18 protein-coding genes and 1 pseudogene are annotated in these 19,957 nt (G+C 34.5%); 6 read left to right on the top strand and 13 right to left on the bottom strand.

All coding sequences use genetic code 11. The annotated features are described in order from the left end of the window. Both A9G28_RS00460 and A9G28_RS00455 read right to left on the bottom strand, forming a co-directional pair. Window positions 1-402: IS3 family transposase (locus tag A9G28_RS00460; protein WP_141674650.1), on the bottom strand; the 402-nt coding region annotated here is incomplete at its 3' end. After that, window positions 402-662, bottom strand: coding sequence for a transposase (locus A9G28_RS00455; protein ID WP_065574117.1), 261 nt, complete (start codon window positions 660-662; stop codon window positions 402-404). The genes A9G28_RS00455 and A9G28_RS00460, both read right to left, overlap by 1 nt. Before the next feature lie 845 nt (window positions 663-1,507). On the opposite strand from A9G28_RS00455, the gene A9G28_RS13240 reads away from it, so the two are divergent. The 3 genes from A9G28_RS13240 (at window position 1,508) to A9G28_RS00440 (ending at window position 7,892) form a co-directional block, all read left to right on the top strand. Continuing rightward, window positions 1,508-2,254 carry a hypothetical protein gene (locus A9G28_RS13240; RefSeq protein ID WP_065579429.1) on the top strand — a complete coding sequence of 249 codons (747 nt, stop codon included), beginning with the start codon at window positions 1,508-1,510 and terminating at the stop codon, window positions 2,252-2,254. Window positions 2,255-2,885: 631 nt separating this feature from the next. After that, the gene (nifJ, locus tag A9G28_RS00445; RefSeq protein WP_065579428.1) at window positions 2,886-6,428 is read left to right on the top strand and encodes a pyruvate:ferredoxin (flavodoxin) oxidoreductase; all 3,543 of its coding nucleotides are present in this window, start codon (window positions 2,886-2,888) and stop codon (window positions 6,426-6,428) included. Window positions 6,429-6,704: 276 nt separating this feature from the next. Further along, entirely contained in the window at window positions 6,705-7,892 is a 1,188-nt protein-coding gene (locus A9G28_RS00440; protein WP_065579427.1) for a pyridoxal phosphate-dependent aminotransferase, read from the top strand. A gap of 77 nt (window positions 7,893-7,969) precedes the next feature. Here A9G28_RS00440 and A9G28_RS00435 read toward each other — a convergent pair whose 3' ends face one another. From A9G28_RS00435 to zapB, 4 genes are all read right to left on the bottom strand, one after another. Next, the gene (locus A9G28_RS00435) at window positions 7,970-8,434 is read right to left on the bottom strand and encodes a C40 family peptidase (protein WP_065568023.1); all 465 of its coding nucleotides are present in this window, start codon (window positions 8,432-8,434) and stop codon (window positions 7,970-7,972) included. A 22-nt stretch (window positions 8,435-8,456) separates the two neighbouring features. Continuing rightward, window positions 8,457-9,815 (bottom strand): GTPase/DUF3482 domain-containing protein, encoded by a 1,359-nt coding sequence (locus A9G28_RS00430; protein WP_065579426.1) that lies wholly within the window; start codon window positions 9,813-9,815, stop codon window positions 8,457-8,459. 1 nt (window position 9,816) lies between these two features. After that, the gene (locus tag A9G28_RS00425) at window positions 9,817-11,121 is read right to left on the bottom strand and encodes a DUF2868 domain-containing protein (RefSeq protein ID WP_065579425.1); all 1,305 of its coding nucleotides are present in this window, start codon (window positions 11,119-11,121) and stop codon (window positions 9,817-9,819) included. 80 nt (window positions 11,122-11,201) lie between these two features. Next, entirely contained in the window at window positions 11,202-11,447 is a 246-nt protein-coding gene (gene zapB, locus A9G28_RS00420) for a cell division protein ZapB (RefSeq protein ID WP_065568020.1), read from the bottom strand. Between the two features lie 100 nt (window positions 11,448-11,547). Here zapB and tpiA point away from each other — a divergent pair, with 100 nt between their 5' ends. Then, on the top strand, window positions 11,548-12,312 hold the full coding sequence (gene tpiA, locus A9G28_RS00415) for a triose-phosphate isomerase (RefSeq protein ID WP_065568019.1): 765 nt from the start codon (window positions 11,548-11,550) through the stop codon (window positions 12,310-12,312). Window positions 12,313-12,585: 273 nt separating this feature from the next. Here the strand turns inward: tpiA and A9G28_RS00410 are convergent, their stop codons facing one another. The 4 genes from A9G28_RS00410 to corA all read right to left on the bottom strand — a co-directional run bounded on the left by A9G28_RS00410 (window position 12,586) and on the right by corA (window position 15,384). After that, the gene (locus tag A9G28_RS00410) at window positions 12,586-13,008 is read right to left on the bottom strand and encodes a YcgN family cysteine cluster protein (protein ID WP_065568018.1); all 423 of its coding nucleotides are present in this window, start codon (window positions 13,006-13,008) and stop codon (window positions 12,586-12,588) included. After that, a complete protein-coding gene (locus tag A9G28_RS00405) occupies window positions 13,005-13,253 on the bottom strand; it encodes a YcgL domain-containing protein (protein WP_176701643.1) in 249 nt (82 codons plus the stop codon). The genes A9G28_RS00410 and A9G28_RS00405 overlap by 4 nt, the downstream gene beginning before the upstream one ends. 25 nt (window positions 13,254-13,278) lie before the next feature. Next, window positions 13,279-14,238, bottom strand: coding sequence for a glucokinase (locus A9G28_RS00400; RefSeq protein WP_065579424.1), 960 nt, complete (start codon window positions 14,236-14,238; stop codon window positions 13,279-13,281). Window positions 14,239-14,442: 204 nt separating this feature from the next. Then, a complete protein-coding gene (gene corA / locus A9G28_RS00395; RefSeq protein ID WP_065579423.1) occupies window positions 14,443-15,384 on the bottom strand; it encodes a magnesium/cobalt transporter CorA in 942 nt (313 codons plus the stop codon). Between the two features lie 220 nt (window positions 15,385-15,604). On the opposite strand from corA, the gene A9G28_RS00390 reads away from it, so the two are divergent. Both A9G28_RS00390 and A9G28_RS13465 read left to right on the top strand, forming a co-directional pair. Then, window positions 15,605-16,126, top strand: coding sequence for a single-stranded DNA-binding protein (locus A9G28_RS00390; protein WP_065579422.1), 522 nt, complete (start codon window positions 15,605-15,607; stop codon window positions 16,124-16,126). 370 nt (window positions 16,127-16,496) lie between these two features. Then, on the top strand, window positions 16,497-16,655 hold the full coding sequence (locus A9G28_RS13465; protein ID WP_176702096.1) for a hypothetical protein: 159 nt from the start codon (window positions 16,497-16,499) through the stop codon (window positions 16,653-16,655). Between the two features lie 945 nt (window positions 16,656-17,600). Here the strand turns inward: A9G28_RS13465 and A9G28_RS00380 are convergent. From A9G28_RS00380 to A9G28_RS13235, 3 genes and pseudogenes are all read right to left on the bottom strand, one after another. Next, window positions 17,601-18,668 carry a beta family protein gene (locus A9G28_RS00380; protein WP_065568014.1) on the bottom strand — a complete coding sequence of 356 codons (1,068 nt, stop codon included), beginning with the start codon at window positions 18,666-18,668 and terminating at the stop codon, window positions 17,601-17,603. Between the two features lie 620 nt (window positions 18,669-19,288). Then, window positions 19,289-19,464 (bottom strand): annotated as a pseudogene (locus A9G28_RS13810) (helix-turn-helix domain-containing protein); the annotation flags it as partial. Between the two features lie 129 nt (window positions 19,465-19,593). Next, complete coding sequence (locus A9G28_RS13235) at window positions 19,594-19,740, bottom strand: helix-turn-helix domain-containing protein (protein ID WP_065568013.1); 147 nt, start codon at window positions 19,738-19,740, stop codon at window positions 19,594-19,596. Between the last annotated feature and the right edge of the window lie 217 nt (window positions 19,741-19,957).

Below are 19,957 nucleotides of genomic sequence, written 5' to 3'. Positions count from 1 at the left end.
AAAGCGACGTTGATTACGGCTACTGTCACTCATAAAATCCATTGACCAACATTCACCTTGTTTATTGGGGACTAATAACCTTTCCGGACATCGTGGAGGAATGCGTTTTTTACGCTTTACCCTGAGATTAAGCTTTAATTCACAATACACCCGATATACCCGTTTATGATTCCATTGATAGCCGAGCTTTCTGATACGATGAAAACATTTAAGAAAGCCCCAGCGTAAATGCCTATCTGTGATAGCATTCAATACTGAAACAATAACCGAATCATCCTGTAACTTAGATTGATAATAGTAAGCACAACGGCTTAAGCCAACAATAGCACAACTCATAACAATAGTAACCGAATGATTTTGTTGTAGTTGCTGTGCCCACGTTTTACGTGCCTTTGTGGGCACTAAAGCTTTTTTATGATTTCTTCCTGAAGCTGAGATTTTAAGCTCAGTTCGGCAAACATCTGCTTAAGCTTGCGGTTTTCAGCCTCAAGCTCCTTTAAGCGTTTGATATCCGACGTTTCCATACCGCCATATTTTTCCCGCCATTTATAAAAAGTTGAATTACCCATGCCATATTTACGGCACAGCTCTTTAACGGGAATACCCGCTTCAGCTTCTTTTAAAATAGCTACGATTTGATGTTCAGTCATTTTTTTCATCATTAAATCCCCTTTTCTTTTATCATAGAGAATTTTCTACTTTTTTGCTGTACTATTTTAGGGGATAGTTACAATATGAATTAATAAAAACAATAATTTACAAAGTTGATACCAAAGATGATTACGCAGAATATAAATTAGAAGTCTATAAAGGAAATAATGGATTTAAAGGAATTATTTATAGAAAAGATTGCTATAGAATGTTAGCTCGTTATGATGGAAATTTTATAGGTATCGATAAAAATCTATTTACTCTAGATAATAATTTTAATCGTTGTTTAATTAATTATGATGAATTGGAAGAAAATATCATTAATCATTTTTATATTGAATTGGAGAAAATTGGAGGCCATCTCAATTAATTGTAATGGCTATTATTTCAAATTAAATTGAATTCTGTTGGAAAGCGAAATAGGTTTAATTCTCGCCAAAAAATGGGCAAATGTCACCTCTATGATATAACTAACAATCATAAGAGAGCATATTATGTGTCAAAAAACTTAGCGCAGAGTTTAAACAATAAGCAGTGGTTTGATATTGCTTTATCCACCTATCTAATGCGGATTTAGTGATGTCATACTCAGTAATAATATTCGTTTATTTTTTAGCATGTTGATATAGAATCACCATTTGTTTTTTAATTGGTAAGTAAAACGGCGTTTTTTTCTTCTTGAAATGCGATTTGTCATGCGTGATTTCTTTTGTTCTTTTGTTTATCGTAACAATAACCTGATAAAACGGGTACTAATTAGTATAACCTGTCCAAATATTTTGATGAGTATCAATAAGATATATAGTGAAATAAAAAGATGTTATAAAATTAGTGATAAATTAAAAAAGGAACTTCAATGGTGAAAAAGGTAATAGCACCTGAACAGGAAAAATATGATGTTATATATGAAAAAATATTATTCAATAAAATAACGGAGGCATTTTCTTGGCGAGAGCGACCGAAAGCGATGTGGGAATTAGGTCCAATAATGATGCCTGATGATGAAATAGCGCTAAAACAATTTTTGGGTAAGAATTGGCAAGATATCACTCTTGATATATACGTAAACTATGATGATGCTTTATTTTTATTTACTCCATCAGCCTATGCTTATTATTTACCTGGGTTACTTATTACTTCAGCTAAAGCTATGGATATAGCTATAGCTGAAGATGAAGCTATAGTTAGAGCTGAGGCTGAAGCTGAGGCTAAAGCTAAAGCTATAGATATAGCTTTAGGTAGAACTAGAGCTAAAGTAAGAGCTAAAGCAAGAGCTATGGCTAGAGCTGAGTCTTTAGCTAAAGCAAGAGTTATATGGGATAAAAAAGCAAGAATTAAAGGTCTTATAGATAAAATCGTATTTTGGATTATGGATTTTGAAAAAATACTGTCTGAGAGCCATCTATTTGAACGCTGGACAACATTAACCATTGAAGAATATTTAGCAGTTAAAGCTTGGTTAATATGGATTACAAGAGAAGATACATATCAAGATGATGAAGATATCTATCAAAATGATGAAAGTCTATGTCAAAATGATGTAATGAATTCTTTAATTAGCCTAGACAAACTTATTGACCTTGCTAAGCAACGAGAAAAATGACGCTGTAAATAAATTTATGTATTTGCCTATTTTTGAACTAAGCGAATGCGTAAAAATAAGTAGATACAAAATGGATAAAAAAGCCTAAGAAAAATGGTAGTTGAGTAGTTACACATAGGATGAGAGTATTCAAAATTCTGTGTCATTTCGGTTAACTAGGTGTAAAAAAGGAAATGACACAGAATTTTGAACACTCTTGGAAATAGGTATCACCAGTTTGTAGTATATCAATTACTTGCTTATCTGATATTTTGTCAATCAATTTGGCTGTTGCTTTTGTTTTTAAAAATCTATATATCTACCCATAACATATTGATGAATTTTAGCATAACATATCTAAAACATATCAACGTCATCCTATTAATGATTACCTTGCGCTTTTATGCTCATTATTTTCTATTCTTATTTTAGTTTTTTAGCTTGCTGATATCATTTTTATAATCGTCATTTAGGTATATATTAATTTAATTAATTGAATTAATTAATTTTGTCTTTTTATGTTTTTATTTTGTAAGGCAATAGCAAAATGTTTAACATAAAAATAACTAAAAGCTATCTTAGTTTCTGTTACAATATATTAATAATTAAAAAGTTAGTAATGTCATAACGCTATAAAATTAAAGGTTTTTTAATGATCATATCAGATGCTAATAGTGCAGTGTCATCTGTTGCTTATCGTGCAAACGAAGTCATCGCTATTTATCCAATTACGCCAAGCTCAACAATGGCAGAGCAAGCTAGCACATGGGCGGAATTTAATAAGCCCAATGTGTTTGGCGATACGCCACGAGTAATTGAAATGCAATCCGAAGCAGGCGCAATTGCTACGGTTCATGGTGCATTAATGACTGGTGCGCTTGCGACTTCGTTTACTTCGTCACAAGGTTTACTTTTAATGATCCCATCGCTATATAAAATAGCTGGTGAACTTACACCTTTTGTTTTGCATGTTGCTGCACGAACAGTTGCAACGCATGCCCTTTCAATTTTTGGCGATCATTCTGATGTCATGGCAATTAGGCAAACGGGTTTTGCCATGCTTTGTTCAAGTTCGGTGCAAGAAGCACAAGATTTTGCCTTAATTGCACAAATGGCCAGTTTAAATAGTCGCCTTCCTTTTGCTCACTTTTTTGATGGATTTAGAACATCGCACGAAGTTAATAAAATCTATCCACTGAGTGATGAACAGATCCATAACTTATTACCGCATAAGGCTATTAAAGCTTATCGAGCACAAGCTTTAACGCCTGACAAACCAGTAACACGCGGTACATCAGCTAATCCTGACACCTATTTTCAATGCCGAGAAGCAATAAATACCTATTATGATAATGCTTATCAGCATGTTGTTAATGCTATGGATGCTTTTGCAATAGAAACAGGCAGAAGATATCAGCCTTTTGAATATTACGGCGCTAGTGATGCCGAACGCATTATTGTGATTATGGGATCGGGAGCTAGCACAACCAAAGAAGTGGTTGATGTGCTACTTAAACAAAATGAAAAAGTTGGTGTTGTGATCGTTAGATTATTTCGCCCTTTTTCTGCCGAACATTTACTTGCAGTGATCCCAAATACTGCCCAAAAAATCGCAGTTCTTGATAGAACTAAAGAACCAGGAGCGCAAGCCGAACCTCTGTATTTAGATATTATTACTGCTTTTGCCGAAAGCCTATCGCGAGGAGAGCGCACATGCATGCCACTGATTGTTGGGGGGCGTTATGGGTTATCGTCAAAAGAGTTCGATCCTCGCTGTGTACTTGCGATTTTTACTGAGTTAAGAGCGGATAAGCCAAAACCTCGTTTTACCGTTGGTATTTATGACGATATAACAGGTCTTTCTTTACCATTACCAAACTGCTCTATTCCACAAAAATCTGCACTTGAAGCTCTTTTTTATGGGCTCGGTAGTGATGGCACCGTTTCAGCAACCAAAAATAATATTAAAATTATTGGCGATAGCTCACCTTTTTATGTACAAGGATATTTTGTGTATGACTCTAAAAAGGCCGGCGGTTTAACTGCATCTCACTTACGTGTCAGTTTAGATCCAATCGATTCACCTTATTTAATTACCAGCGCCCATTTTATTGGTTGCCATCAAGATCAGTTTATCGATAAATATCAGATTGTTGATAAACTAAAAGATGATGGTATCTTTTTGCTTAACACACCCTATAGTAAAGATGAGATTTGGCATCGTCTACCCAAAGAAGTGCAAGTACAATTAATTCAAAAACGCGCACATTTTTATATCATAAATGCGGCCAAAATTGCTCGTGAATGTAACTTAGGTGCCAGAATAAATACCGTCATGCAAGCAGCATTTTTTCACCTTGCTGAAATTTTCAAAAATGATTTTAATATCAGCCAATTAAAAGAAGTCATTGCTAAAAGTTATAGTAGTAAAGGGCAAAATTTGGTCGAAAATAACTGGAAAGCTCTCGATTTAGCTATTGCTTCGTTGGAACAAGTTCCGCTTAGTTGCGTTGATCAAAGCAGTGCAACTATGCCATCTATTGTGCCAGCTAATGCACCAAATTTTGTTAAAACAGTCACTGCTGCCATGTTAGCTGGTTTGGGTGATAGCTTACCTGTATCAGCATTTCCACCTGATGGCATATGGCCGATAGGCACAACTAAATGGGAAAAACGTAATATTGCTGAAGAAATTCCGATTTGGCAACCCGAATTGTGTACTCAATGTAATCATTGTGCCGTTGCTTGCCCACATGCAACCATTCGAGCCAAAGTTGTTGAGCCTAACGATATGGATAATGCACCAGATTCATTAAGCTCGCTTGAAGTGAAAGCTCGCGATATGAAAGGCCAACGCTATATATTACAAGTTGCGCCAGAAGATTGTACTGGTTGCAATTTATGTGTTGAAGTTTGCCCTGCACGTGATCGTAATAATTTTGAAATTAAAGCCATCAATATGCAATCACGTATCGACAATCTTGATACTCAGCGAGCTAATTTTGAATACTTTACCGCATTGCCAGATCGTGATATCAAAACGCTTGAACGCATTGATGTACGTACATCACAATTACTTACACCACTATTTGAATATTCTGGTGCTTGCGCTGGTTGCGGTGAAACACCATACATAAAATTGTTAACACAACTTTATGGCGATCATTTAGCTATTGCTAATGCTACTGGTTGTTCATCAATATATGGTGGCAACCTTCCATCATCCCCTTATACCACTGATCGTGATGGGCGAGGACCTGCTTGGGCAAATTCGCTATTTGAAGATAATGCTGAGTTTGCATTAGGTTATCGCATTACTTATGATCAACATAAAAAACGAGCATTGCGTTTGCTTGATTATGTTGCAGGCGACATTTCACCTGAAATTGTTATCGCTTTAAAATCATCAGAAACATCAATTGCTGAAAAACGCCAACAAGTCGCCTTGTTACGTGAACAGCTTGCCCATTTAGGTTCTGCGCAAGCACAAGAATTGATCGAAGATGCCAATTATTTGATTGATAAATCAGTTTGGGCCATTGGTGGCGATGGCTGGGCTTACGATATTGGCTTTGGTGGGCTTGATCATGTGATGAGCTTAACGGATAACGTCAATATATTAGTATTAGATACTCAGTGTTATTCTAATACTGGTGGCCAACAGTCAAAAGCAACCCCTATGGGCGCTGTATCAAAATTTGCAGATTTAGGTAAGCATAAAGCCCGTAAAGATCTTGGTGTTAATATAATGATGTATGGTCATGTCTATGTCGCACAAATTGCGTTAGGCTCGCAACTTAATCAAACACTTAAAGCTTTGCAAGAAGCCGAAGCCTATAATGGACCATCGCTAGTTATTGCTTATAGCCCATGTGAAGAGCATGGTTATGATCTTGCTAAATCACACGAACAAATGAAAGATTTAGTCAAATCAGGATTCTGGCCGCTGTATCGTTACGATCCACGTCGCATGGCTGAAGGTAAGCCTGGTTTATTGCTTGATTCAAAAGCACCGAACAGCGATTTATTATCTGGGATATTATTGAAAGAACAGCGTTTCCGTCGCTTAGAAACACTTGAACCAACAATTGCTAATACCTTACATGAACGTTCAACTAAAATGGTGGATTCTAAATATAAATTCTTACAGATGCTGGCAACCTATTCAGACATAGAAACACCAGCAGAGAGTTAAGCGCTATTATCCACGAATAGTTGATAACATATCCCTCAAAGAACCGTTAATAATAGCGGTTCTTTTTTTGCGCCCTTTTTGCACAGTAAAGCGCCACATTAGTGCACACTTAAATCAGCATGATGTACATAATGTAGATGTTAAACAAGAATAATCATTATTTTATTATTTTTATCACACAAAGTGCTTCCTTTCTTGCACTTATTATAAGCTTGGTATTATTTTTGCATAATTTATTATTGACCACATAAAAAATAATTAAAGATGAGGTGAATCATGGTGTGTAACCTAAATATCAGTAGAAGAAAGCTATTAACATTTTCAAGTGCAGCAATTGCCGGATTATCCGTTAATCAACTATTATCTAAAGCGTATGCTCAACAAGTACAAAATTCGACTTCATTCTCACTACCGATGCTTGATAAAGCCGTAGTGCCAGATGCAACTCACCCTATTCGGCTCAATTTTAACGAAAATGCGTTGGGCATGTCATCATTAGCCAAACAAGCAGCCATTGATGCCGTTTGGAAAGCAAATAGATATGCAAAAGCTGAAATGCCACTTTTAAATAAAGCATTAGCTCAATACCATCAAGTAAGTGATACACAAATTCTTTTGACAGCAGGTTCATCAGAAGGGATCCGTAGCACTATTTCTGCTTTTGTAAAACCTGATGCTCAATTAGTGATACCCGAACTCACCTATAGTGATGGTGAACATTTTGCCAAAATATTTCATTTAAAAATCACTAAAGTGCCATGTTTAACCGATTGGAAAATTGATATAAACGGTTTAAGAAAAGCGGTTGAAAATTATCAAGGATTTTCTATTGTTTATTTAGTTAACCCCAATAATCCTACTTCTGCTGTATTTGGCATTAATGAAATTGAATCATGGATAAAAAGTAAACCTAAAAACACCATTTTTATTTTCGATGAAGCTTATGCCGAGTTTGTCAATGATCCAGCTTTTGAGTCAGCAGACAAATTTATTACCCAAGGGTATGACAATATTGTACTGCTTAAAACATTTTCTAAAATTCATGCAATGGCTGGATTACGAGTAGGTTACATTGTCAGTACAGAAGAAAACACTAAAAACATAGCCCAGTATGTAGCAGGCGAAAAGCTTAATTATTGTGGAGTTTGTGCGGCATTGTCATCACTAAAAGATACTCAATATTTGGCTTATTGTAAAAAAGTAATTGATGTATCACGTGAAATTATGGAAAAAGTATTGTCCGAGCTTGGATTTCATTATCTTAAATCAGAAACCAATTTTATGTTTCATAAAACCTCTATTGCATTAAATGATTATCGGGAATTAATGAAAGAAAAATTTATATTAGTTGGCCGAGATTTTTCCCCTGCCACTGATTGGTGTCGTATATCACTTGGCACTCCGGAAGAAATGCTTTATGTAGCAAAAGTAATGCGTGAATTAAGACAAAAATCAATGATTTAATTATAGAGGAAAAGAATAAAATAACATTAAAGCACTCTAAATAGATTGAATTTAGAGTGCTTTAATTTCATATAGATTTAGCTTTTGCTAGTTATTAAACGGCGTGCCATCCAATAATGCTTCTTCCAGTAACTATCATTCAAGTTTGAATAAATCACACCTTTTGATGTTGAAGCATGTAAAAATTTACCATTAGCATAATAAATCCCAACATGTAAACCACTGCGGCTACGGCCTGTCTTAAAGAATACCAAATCACCTGCTTTAGGCTTATTAACTTTAACACCTAATCGAGCTTGCTCAGCCGCACTTCTTGGTAAGTTTTTTGAGAGTTTGTTTTTGAAAAAATTCATTACCAATGCAGAACAATCACTACCCGCTAACGTGGTGCCTCCATAACGATAGGGCGTATTTTGCCATTTTTTATAATGGGAGTCTATTTTAGCTAACATAATCGAATCAGATTTAGTTTTTTTGCTTGAAACCTGAGGTTGGCTAGAACTACAGCCAAATAGCATAAAAATAGACAAAACAAATGTCATTATTAGAAAACATTTCTGCGTGCTAATGCAACTGCTCAGCAACGTTCCTAATAGCCGATTGCCATTTTTTATCATTTCTTTTTGTTCCTTTATTTAAAGTCGACCAATGCGAATAACGTCTAGCTACCTTTAAACTTTTAGGCAACACACCTTTTTCCCATTCTTGTTTGTCTAATTTTGATAACTTAATAGGCGATGTGTTCGCATGGCTTCGATAATTTAAACTTTCTTTAAGATTCATAAGCCTTAAAGAAAAAAAACAAATAATCACATCATCAATACTTAATTTTCTATATCCAGAAAGTTGGTATCGCATTCTAGAGCCATAATGTTTAGCTGTTTGCATTAAACTACCAACAGCGCCCCCAATTAAGGCTGCTGAGCCAAGCGTAATTCCGCCTGCAGCTAAATCGATGCTTGCCCCAATAGTTGCACCTGACACAAAACCTTTTGCCAGCTGTTTGCTCATCGTTTTTAGCGCATCTATATTAAATAGATCGGCATTATAACGACCTTTTATTAACGGTAAATGCTCTTCACTCTCTAGTACAGAATTGAATTGATAAAGTTTTAACAATTCGTTTATTGCTAATTGTTCCCGCTTTCTTACTTGATTTTGCATATCTACAATAGCTTGTTTGTCATCTGATTTTACCATTTTATAAAAAGCAGTGACATCAACTAATGCTTCTGCGATAATCAAATTAGCACTGTGATTGCGAGATTCGCGCATTTGCACAATGTGATCTAGCCATTGTTCTAAAATAACCTTTGCAGGCTCAATTAATAAAGCTAGGCTTTTGTACAGCCGCTCCTCGCCGTCTATGGGGGACACTATAGCATCAAACTTTATGATAGCATGAATCCCCACACGTGAAAGCAATTTTTTCCATTCCTTTTCATTTTTTTCCTCATGGGCAGTAAAATTTAGCACGGCTAACAATGGCTTATCACCACTGGCTAAAATAGTCAATTCATCATGATATTTAGCAAGAATAGGTTCTCGCACATCAATAACATATATAGCCGCATCACTTTTTAATAACTGTCTAATGACTTTGGCTTCTTGATCAAAAGAATTTTCTGCTTCAGGACTTTGTAAAAAATTTGTTAATTTATCAACACCATCGAGCCTACTATTTGCTGGCGTTATATGATTAATATAATCATATAATGCCAAGCTGTCTTCTAATCCAGGCGTATCATAGAAAATGATTGACTTTTGCTCATCTAAAGGCACTTTAATGGACTCAACATGCCGAGTTGTTCCAGGTTTATCAGAAACATCACCAAAGCGACTATTTCGAGTTAAAGTTCGTAATAACGAAGTTTTACCTACATTTGCATGCCCTACCACGGCTAATTTTAATGTTGTTAACATGTTAAAATTCCTCGTTTAACCATGTTGGTGTAGCTGATTGTAGTGATAAAACCTGCCAATTATTAAGTTGCTTACCTTGATTAATAAACCAAATTCGGTTTTGTTGTGATTTATTCATCAATTGATTAATTAAATTTAACATTCCCCTATCAGGAGTCCTATCAGTATCAATAGCAATTAATAATTTTTTAGCTGGCGATAATTGTAAATAATCTAAAATGTTACGGCGTTGCTCGCGTGTATTTAAAAAACCTAAAAAAGTAACTGAACCTGGTGGTGACCAATCTTCCTGTATGTCAATGGCGACCAAAAAAGCGCCTTGCCCATCTTCTATAAAGTGGTTGGTTAAGCGAGATACCTTATCTTTTCCTTTACTATCCGCATCTTCAACATTAACTAACAATGGTTGTAAGTCATTAGCTAATAATTGGTAACAGGCAGTTTGAGTATTTAATTTAATTTGCCGACAGCTTATTATCCAGTTAAGCCCGCAAATCACCATACAGAGCAATCGAATGATTAATCCATAAACACAAAAAATCCCAAGTAGCCAAATTGCCCATGCAGAACGTGCGTCACTGGCATTTAATGCTTGTTCACTGAGTCTTATAATATCATTGTTTGGAATGGTAAAACCGATGAAAGAAGGCAACCAACCTAAATAATGAGTTAAGTTAATAATAGCATCCGAACTCAGTAATGTTGTTTTCCACTCAAATCGATAATGTTGAGTTGAAAATAAAACAACTAATACTAATAGCGCACTACTTAATATAAGGGTCCAAAAAAGATTGAGAACAAAACCAATTAACCAACGGATACGTACACCAAATAACTCAACAAAAGCGGGAATAAGCTGCTGTACTGTCTTTTTCTGAGAAAATTTTTTAGTCAGCCATAGCCAACAATAAACAAGTAAACTCCCACCAAGATTTGAAAAAAAGAAAAAAGAAAGTAGCCAAATGCATAAGGTAACTAAATGTACGCCTAATAAACTAAAAATAGCCCAATACAAATTAATCGGATCTTGGCTTAAAGCGCCAAAAGCCAAGGTTGCCCCAAATATAGTGGATAAAAAAAATAATATAATAAAAGAAAGTTTTGCTGCACGTAATAATGTTTTTTGCGCTGAAAGCAAACCATTTTCTTTAGACAACATGACAGCACGCATCACAATACGATTAGTAAGTGATGTCTGCATCGCTCTTACTTGTCTATTAATATCTTGATCTGCAAACCGCCCAGATTCGTTTTCAATTAAATGAATAGTCTGAGTGATCCATAAAGATTTTAGCTCTTCTCGCATTGAACTTAAATTTCGTCATAGCCTTTAGTAAAAATAAAACAAACGCGACATAAGTCGCGTTTACAAGTAAAGTAGCTAACTTATTGGGTAATTTCACCTATTTTAGTTAATAACGTTTGAATACGTTGTTGCCACATTTGTTGATCTTGTTTTAGCTTGTCATTTTCATCACGCAACGCTTTCATTTCATCAGAACTATCATTAATCAACTGTTCCAACTCCTGATTGCCTTGTTTTAAAGTAGCAATCTCTTGTTGTAATGTCGTGATAGTATTAACAGTATGTTGGATTTTACTCTCTAATTGATTCAATATTTCTAATGACATATTTTTCCTCAAGCTCAAATTATTTGGTGTATAATGCCAATCATTATACCGAATTCATTCTAAAATCAACACTATTTTAAACTTTAAGTTGGAGAAAATTATGCGTAAACCACTTGTTATGGGAAATTGGAAGCTCAATGGTAGTACCGACATGGCTAAAAGCTTAGTCGCAGGGCTACGAAATGAGCTATCAAATAACACGGCTTGCAATGTTGCAATAGCACCACCGGTAGTCTACCTTGATTTGGTAAAACATCAGTTAGATGGCTCTAATATTATTTTGGGAGCTCAAGATGTCGGCATTAATCTGTCTGGTGCTTATACAGGTGAAGTCTCTGTTGAAATGCTAAAAGATATCGGCGTTAGCCATATAATTATTGGGCATTCAGAACGTCGCACTTACCACAAAGAATCTGATGAATTTATTGCTAAAAAATTTGGTGTAATAAAAGAAGCTGGTTTAGTCCCTGTTTTATGTATTGGTGAAACAGAAGCAGAAAACGAAGCTGGACAAACACAAGCTGTTTGCGCTCGCCAAATTGATGCGGTAATTAAAGCGCTTGGCGTTCAAGCATTTATCGGCGCGGTTATTGCTTATGAACCCGTTTGGGCGATTGGAACTGGCAAATCAGCAACTCCAGCACAAGCACAAGCTGTTCATAAATTTATTCGTGACCATATAGCTAAACAAGATGCTAAAGTTGCTGAACAAGTAATCATTCAATATGGTGGTTCGGTTAATGACAAAAATGCCGCTGAGCTATTTACTCAACCAGATATTGATGGGGCATTAGTTGGTGGGGCATCACTAAAAGCAGATGCTTTTGCAGCAATTGTTAAAGCCGCTGAGCAAGCTAAAAAATAAACCTCATATATAAGAAAAATATATAAGAAAAGGCATTTATTGCGCCTTAGCTCATTGTTAATAGACCTCGATATAATTCGAGGTCTATTTATTGATGCCTTTATTTCTACTGAGGACTAAATTAATTACTTCTTTTTGAGACTATCTGTCTGATTTTTAACAATAAAAAATCACTTTAGGTTATTAACAATCCATACCAAATTGAGTATAGAAATACCTATTAAAAACGCAGGTTTAACCACAGTTTTAAGAAGGCAATAATGCTGGTCTGTATTAGATAATGTGATCTTCCCAACAGATCACATCTTTTTCGTAAACAATGCGATTTTTAACCGATATTTTTAGCTTATGCATAAGCTTCTTATTGCCTGTAATAAGTGGGTGCCAATCAGGTAGCGTGCCTTTTTCAGAAAAATAACGATACGTGCAAGTAACAGGTAACCATTCGATAGTAAGTAAATTTTCACGTGTTAACTTAATACAATCTGGTTCATAATCAAAGCGATTATAATAATGTTTACACTGACAAGTATTAGAATCAAGCAAATTACAAGCCACATTGGTGTATAAGATTTCGTCCGTATCTTCATCCATAAGTTTATTCAGGCAACACTGACCACAACCATCGCAAAGTTGTTCCCACTCTTCGTCGCTCATTTTATCTAACGTTTTATATTCCCAAAATGGTTCAATCATACTTTAAAATCATCTTCTTTTAACATCTGCAAGAAAAAGCCATCTGTTTTTATTTTTTGTTCGATTTCATCTGAAGAGCCAACAACAAAACGTCGTTTGCCATCAAGTAATACTTTCATCACAAATACTGGCGTACCAAAAATCGAAAGTATCTTATCTGGAATGCTTGAAAAGTTATTTTCATGTTCCATATATAAATAACAGTTTTCTTTTTTGGTACTTCGATAAATATAACACCACATCATAAAATAAAACCTTATCAATAAATCTTTATTTAAGACTATTTTGCAAATAAACACCTGCACCCAATAGCCCTGGATCCTCATGAGTTATTACATAAACGGGGATTTTTTTGACTAAATATGACATTCGACCTTTATGCTCAAATGCCTCTCTAAATGGTGATGCTTTAAAAAACTCAATAAAACGCGGTACAATCCCTCCAGCAATATAAACCCCACCTTGTGTATTAAGTGTTAAAGCCAAATTACCACCAAACCGCCCCATAAAGGTACAAAAATAAGTTAAAGTTTGCAAACAAAGTGGGCAACTATTTGATAAAGCATTATTGACAATAATGTCAGGTGTCACCTCTTCTATAGGTTTATTATTAATATGTAACAAAGCTTGATAAATATTAACAATGCCACTGCCTGAAAGAAACCGCTCGGTCGAAACTCGTCCAAATTTTTTTCTTAGTTGAGCTAAAATACGATCTTCTTCATCACTAATCATCGGTAGCTCTGTGTGCCCACCCTCACCAGATAAACTAACCCAGTGTTGGTTAACTTTTATTAAATGAGAAACACCAAGCCCTGTGCCAGCACCATAAATTGCAATTGGATAATTTAAATCAGGCTCACCCCCCTCAATTTTAACTAATTCATTTTTTGATAATTGAGGAATCGACATTGACACAGCGGTAAAATCATTAATTACTTCCAGTTTTGTAAGATTTAATGCTCGAATCAACTCAGAACGTGAAAATGACAAATCATTGTTGGTCAGATTGATCACATCCTCGCTATCAATGGGGCAAGCAATAGCAATACAAGCCATTTTAACCGTTACTGATTGGGATGCTAAATAATCTTTAATTAATGTTAATAAAACATCATTTTTTGAGATAAGAATTTTAGTGATTGCCGATAACTTATTAGTTGTTAAATCATACAGTGCAAATCGCGCATTGGTTCCACCAATATCAGTAACTAGTGCATATTGACTCATGTTGTTCCCTTCTGTGACAAATTAATTATACTAATTCAAATAACAGTATCTATATGTATTCGTTGCACAAAGTGCAACAGGTAATATTATGAACTATTTATCGTCATTTAACTAATTTATCTTAATGATATTGCTTAGGCGAGGCTCCGCTAAGCTAACTTAGCGGATAATAAGTATTAAAGTTTTATTTAAAATAACCAAGAACTATAACCATTTTTTTAGTTTAAAATAAATATAAGGTGCAACCCCTGCTAACAACATTAATAGTAACGAAAATGGATAACCATATTCCCATTTTAATTCGGGCATAAATTCAAAGTTCATACCATAAGCAGAAGCAACCACTGTTGGTGGTAAAAATACAACCGATACCACCGAGAAAATCTTAATAATTCGGCTTTGTTCTATATTGATGAAGCTAGTCGCAGCTTGCATTAAAAAGTTTACTTTTTGAAATAACGACTCATTATGAGGAACAAGCGACTCAATATCTCGAATAACTTCACGTGCTTGTTCAAGCTGATCGGTCGGCATTTTGGCGCGACGAACTAAATAGTTAACCGCACGTTGGCTATCCATTAAACATAAGCGTACTTTCCATGCAGTATCTTCAAGCTCAGCCAATGAGGTGATCGCTTCATCATAATGTTCCTGTGCAGAACGATCCATAATAATGGAGCTTAGCTCTTCTAATTCACTATAAATATTTTCGATTTGATCGGCTAATTGTTCCACTTTGACTTCAAATAGATCAAGCAATACTTCATAGGGATTACCATCAACCATAGTTTGATAACGTGAGCGCATTCGGTACAAGCGAAATGCGGGTAGATCACGTTCTCGTAATGTAAATAGTCGCCCATTATGCACAGTAAATGCTACTGTTGAATTGCCTGCTCGATCTTCTGCATCAGCATAAAAAAAGAAAGAGTGAACATGCAATCCTTCATTATCTTCAAAAAAACGAGCTGACGCTTCAATATCATCTAATTCAATACTCGTTGCTAAGTTTTGTCCTAAATGTGTTAAAACAAAATCACGATCGGCCTCTTCTGGCTCAATTAAATCAATCCAAGTCGCATTATTTATATCGTCTTCGTTAATTTTTACCAATTGTTTGTTTTTTAATCCAAACGCATTAATCATAAGGTCTCCAGTAAGGGGGAATATGTTTAGAACAATACATCAACAAATATCGGGTATTATACTCGTTATAGTAACAAATTCCTATGATTAGGCTAATGTTTCTATATCTTTACAAAATGTGAACAAAATTCCATTAATAGAATTAAATTCGCTGATATTACTATAGTCTCATGTTACAATACATAGCTTAAAACACTTATGCAATTTTTAGGAGTTAATAATGGCCAATCGAGGAATAAATAAAGTTATTTTAGTTGGTAACCTAGGTCAAGACCCAGAAGTTCGTTACATGCCGAATGGTAACGCGGTTGCTAATCTTAGTTTAGCAACATCAGAATCCTGGAAAGATAAACAGACTGGCGAAACTCGTGAGCGCACTGAATGGCATCGAGTTGTTGTTTTTGGTAAATTAGCCGAAATTGCAGGTGAGTACATAAAAAAAGGCACTCAAGTGTATATTGAAGGTCAATTACAAACAAGAAAGTGGCAAGATCAATCAGGAAACGATCGTTATACAACAGAAGTTGTTATCAACCCAATAGGCGGTACATTGCAAATTTTAGGTTCTCGCAATAACAACGAAGCAGCAAGTAACGGTTCATGGGGACAAAGTGCCAATAATTATTCATCTGCGCCAGAAGCACAATCTCGCTCAACAATGCAAGGTACGCCAACTTCAGCTCCTCAACCCGCAGCTATGCCTGAGCCACCAATGGATTTTGATGACGATATTCCATTTTAAATACTATACATAAAACATAAAGAAACCAAGAGATGCATTTAATATCAATGCATCTCTTTTTTACATTTGTTGGTCACGCTTTATGTACCTACCCCCTAAAATAGTGCAACAAAAAAGTAGAAAATTCTCTATGATAAAAGTAAAAGGGGATTTAATGATAAAAAAATGACTGAACATCAAATCGTAACTATTTTAAAAGTAGCTGAACCTTTAAAAATAGCTGAAACCGGTATGATCCTCGCAAAAAATGAACAAATGCCATCTCTATGATATAACTAACAATCATAAGGGACACATTATGGTCAAAAAATTCAGCACAGCGTTCAAATAACAAACGGTTGATTATGCATTAGCTAATGCACATTTTCCATTGGCTAAAACCACTAACTATTTAGGTATTGATAAATCAACGCTGGATAAATGGCTTAGGCAACTTAACCCTAACAAAACTAGTAAACGCGAGCTAATTTGTGAGCAACAAAAAATGATTGCGCTAGAAAAAAACAAAGCACAAAAAATTAGCCAATGAAATGCTAAAAAAGGCGTATGTGTACTTTATCAACCATCCAAGTCGGTGAAGTACCAATATACGAAGCAACATTTGTTACCATACCCATTACCGCTAATCTGCCGCCAGTTAAAAGCTAGCGTATCAGGTTATTCTGTTTGGCTAAAGCGTGAATCAAATCAAATGAACTATTTGAGAATATCAAAGCGCTTTATTGGCAACATAAAGCTCGTTTAGATGCACCAAGCTTAGTAGATGATATCAAGGACAAGGGCTAGGATGTATCATAAAGAAAGGTTAGATTAGCTGAGCATGATAAAAATCAGCCAGAAAACTCATTGATTTTATTGAATTTTTTATTTTATAACATAATAAAAAATAATCACATTAATTCTTTTGCTACAAGCCTATCATTATGATGTGCTGACTAATACATAAAGTATATTGATAAGTATTTAGTTTGTAACTCACTCAAAATAGACTAACAAACGTTTATTGATACCTATTCAAGGCGGGCTTTTACCAAAGTCTATACTAAAAAATTAGTTTAATTGTAGCTGATAAAGCGCTTTCTTTTTCGATAGAGAACAGATGCCACTATTACGCACACCAATCAACCTAGGCACAGAATATAATGGACATAAAGGAAAGCCATGCTTATGAACTTTATCCTAACTAGCAGAGATTGAACACACCAAAACCAAAGCTTATAGCCCGCAGACGAATAGGATTTGTGAACGATTTCATAAGACAATAAACACCGAATATTACATGTAATGTTCAGTCGTAATATTTATACTGAATTATGCATTTTTTTACGCCTAAATCGTCTTGAGTTTCTATGTTTTTGGCTAGTTCAGTCACTAACTCTCTTGATTTTTTTCATCCATTTTTATTCACCTATTTTTTGTACATTAGAATAAGTTAAAAATAGGCAAATACACAAATTTATTTACAGGATCAAGCTTAAGGCATTCTGGCAATAGAAGTAATATGTTGATTAATCCTTATGCCATCCCATGTTCCTGAATGACCATTATTAATGGTTTTATTTGCAATGTTATAAATTTGAGTGTCTCCCCAACTAAAATAATTACCGTGATAAAAATTTTCTGAAACAAGGCAATTAGCTAAATCAATAAATTTACTAAATTCATGGTTATTGCCCGTTTTCATTTGATACCAATTATAATTATCGTAGTAAGTTACACATGGTATTATTTGCATTCCAGGAACATATTCAATTGGAGATGTTGGGTTAGTTGCGCCATAGTCTCCATAAATTAGGTTTATTCCTTGAAATGAACTTTTTAAGTTAAAATATAGAAGTAAGTCAAGATTAGGTATTACATCCCAAACATCTCGATTGGGTGTTTCAGAGTGAGGCATTGCTTCCCCAACATCTCGATTGGGTATTTTTTGTGATGGAAATGATGTTGAGATTATTGAAACATCAATACCCTCATATTCAATTGAAAGCCTCTGTAAAATATAATCCAATCTATTTTGAATTACATTGATATTTTCACCAACTATTGATCCTATATCGCATAATACTAGCATCTTCTTAACATCATATGATGCCGCTAATAATGCAAATAAGTTATTAATTGAGCTTTGTGACAAATCCGTTATTCTTAATGCAATTTTTTTGTATTGTCTATTTTCAAGTTTAAATAAAAATTGAAGATTATCTCTTGTTCTAGACGGTAATATACTGATAACTGGGATTAAATTGTTATTAACATTAACAATTCTTTCATAAAATTCGTATTTATGTTGAAAAGCATTAGTATGATCTAATAAACCATTAACTTGATTATACTCATCATACATATCAGGAGTAATAAAAGAAGCGTCAATCATAAATGGATAATTACCCCAATTAGGGAGAAAATTATTGAATAAGTAATCCGCCTTTAATTCTCCTCTTGTATTTATAAACGGCAGAATTTGATTTTTATCGCTGTCATACGTGTTAACTAATGCATTGATATCATTCATTCCTAATCTTAAATTTACTATATGAAACATTGTTTTCTCCTTACTTTCTAACTGGTTATATTATCTATTTTATTATATTCAAAAAACTCAAGCGGCTAGCTGTGTTTTCTTAATAGCATTGATTGGCTTAACATTACCTTGCCGTGTATGTAAAGTTGATCTAGCTCATCTTCATGTATTTTTCACGAGTCGTACAGTTTATTGTCGGATTTCACCCGAATAATATTTTTATATTACTTGTAATCGTTTGGCATATAAATTACGTATAGTAGCTCAAACTTAAACTAACGAACACTAATTATTCACCAGAATTTATTTTAACAAAATGTATGTCTAATGCACAAAATAAATTCTCCAGTTACTTTTCTTTAACTAACGCCTTTGTGTTTAGCCAAGTTTACCACGGTGTTTTGCCACAAAAATACTTGCCTAAATGCGCTCTTTCTTTATTATAAAATTTCAGCTTTTTTTTAATATCCTATTGAATTTTAGACAATTCATTATAAATCTTACATCAGAACATCACATCATAACATTCGGTTTTCATCGTTTTATAAAATTGCTCACCAATCTCATTTATCTGTTGGCTGTATACTTTGGTTTGGTGTACTTTGCATCTTCGAAGCTAAAATAAAGTTTATAAATTAGTTTTTACGAATTATTTTCTGAAGCGCTAGCACACCGCTTTGCTTATAAACTTTTTTGAAGCGATAATAGCTATCCCGACTATACCCCATCACTTTACAGACTTGTCGAACATTTCCTAACTGTTTGCTGAACGCTAAAAGACCTAATTTAGGTTGATGATTTTTGCTGTTTGATTCATTTCTTTTCTGCCACGCCTTTTTTAATTATAAAATAACTCCGATTCCGATTGTTGATGAAACACACATGTGCCTTTTTTAGTTCAATAATTTTTTGCTGATCACTAGTTAGCTCAAGTTTATTGGTTTTGTTAGGATTTAAGTTGTCTACCCCATTTATCCAGTGTTGATTTGCCTATTCCTAAATGGTTAGCGATTTGAGCTAATGAAAAGTGAACATTAGATAAAGCATAATCCATCGCTTGTTGTTTGAAGCCTGCACTGAATTTTTTGACCATAATGTGTTCCCCTATGATTGTTAGTTATATCATAGAGGTAACATTTGTCTATTTTTTTGCGAGAATCACTTTCTCATTTTATTACCTCTTATTTATATAAATTGTTTTTCTAAAGCATTTCAACCTGCGATTACGCCCTAAAAATTAGTCAGAAAAGGTATTGATTTTATTTAATTTTATTTCAATGCTTTATAAAAACCAATACTGCTTTATCCTA

The sequence above is a fragment of the Gilliamella sp. Fer1-1 genome (assembly GCF_001690825.1).
Lineage (GTDB): Bacteria > Pseudomonadota > Gammaproteobacteria > Enterobacterales > Orbaceae > Gilliamella > Gilliamella apicola_C.
Note: the sequence above shows the minus strand (reverse complement) of the source record. Positions and strands in the feature narration are given on the sequence as shown.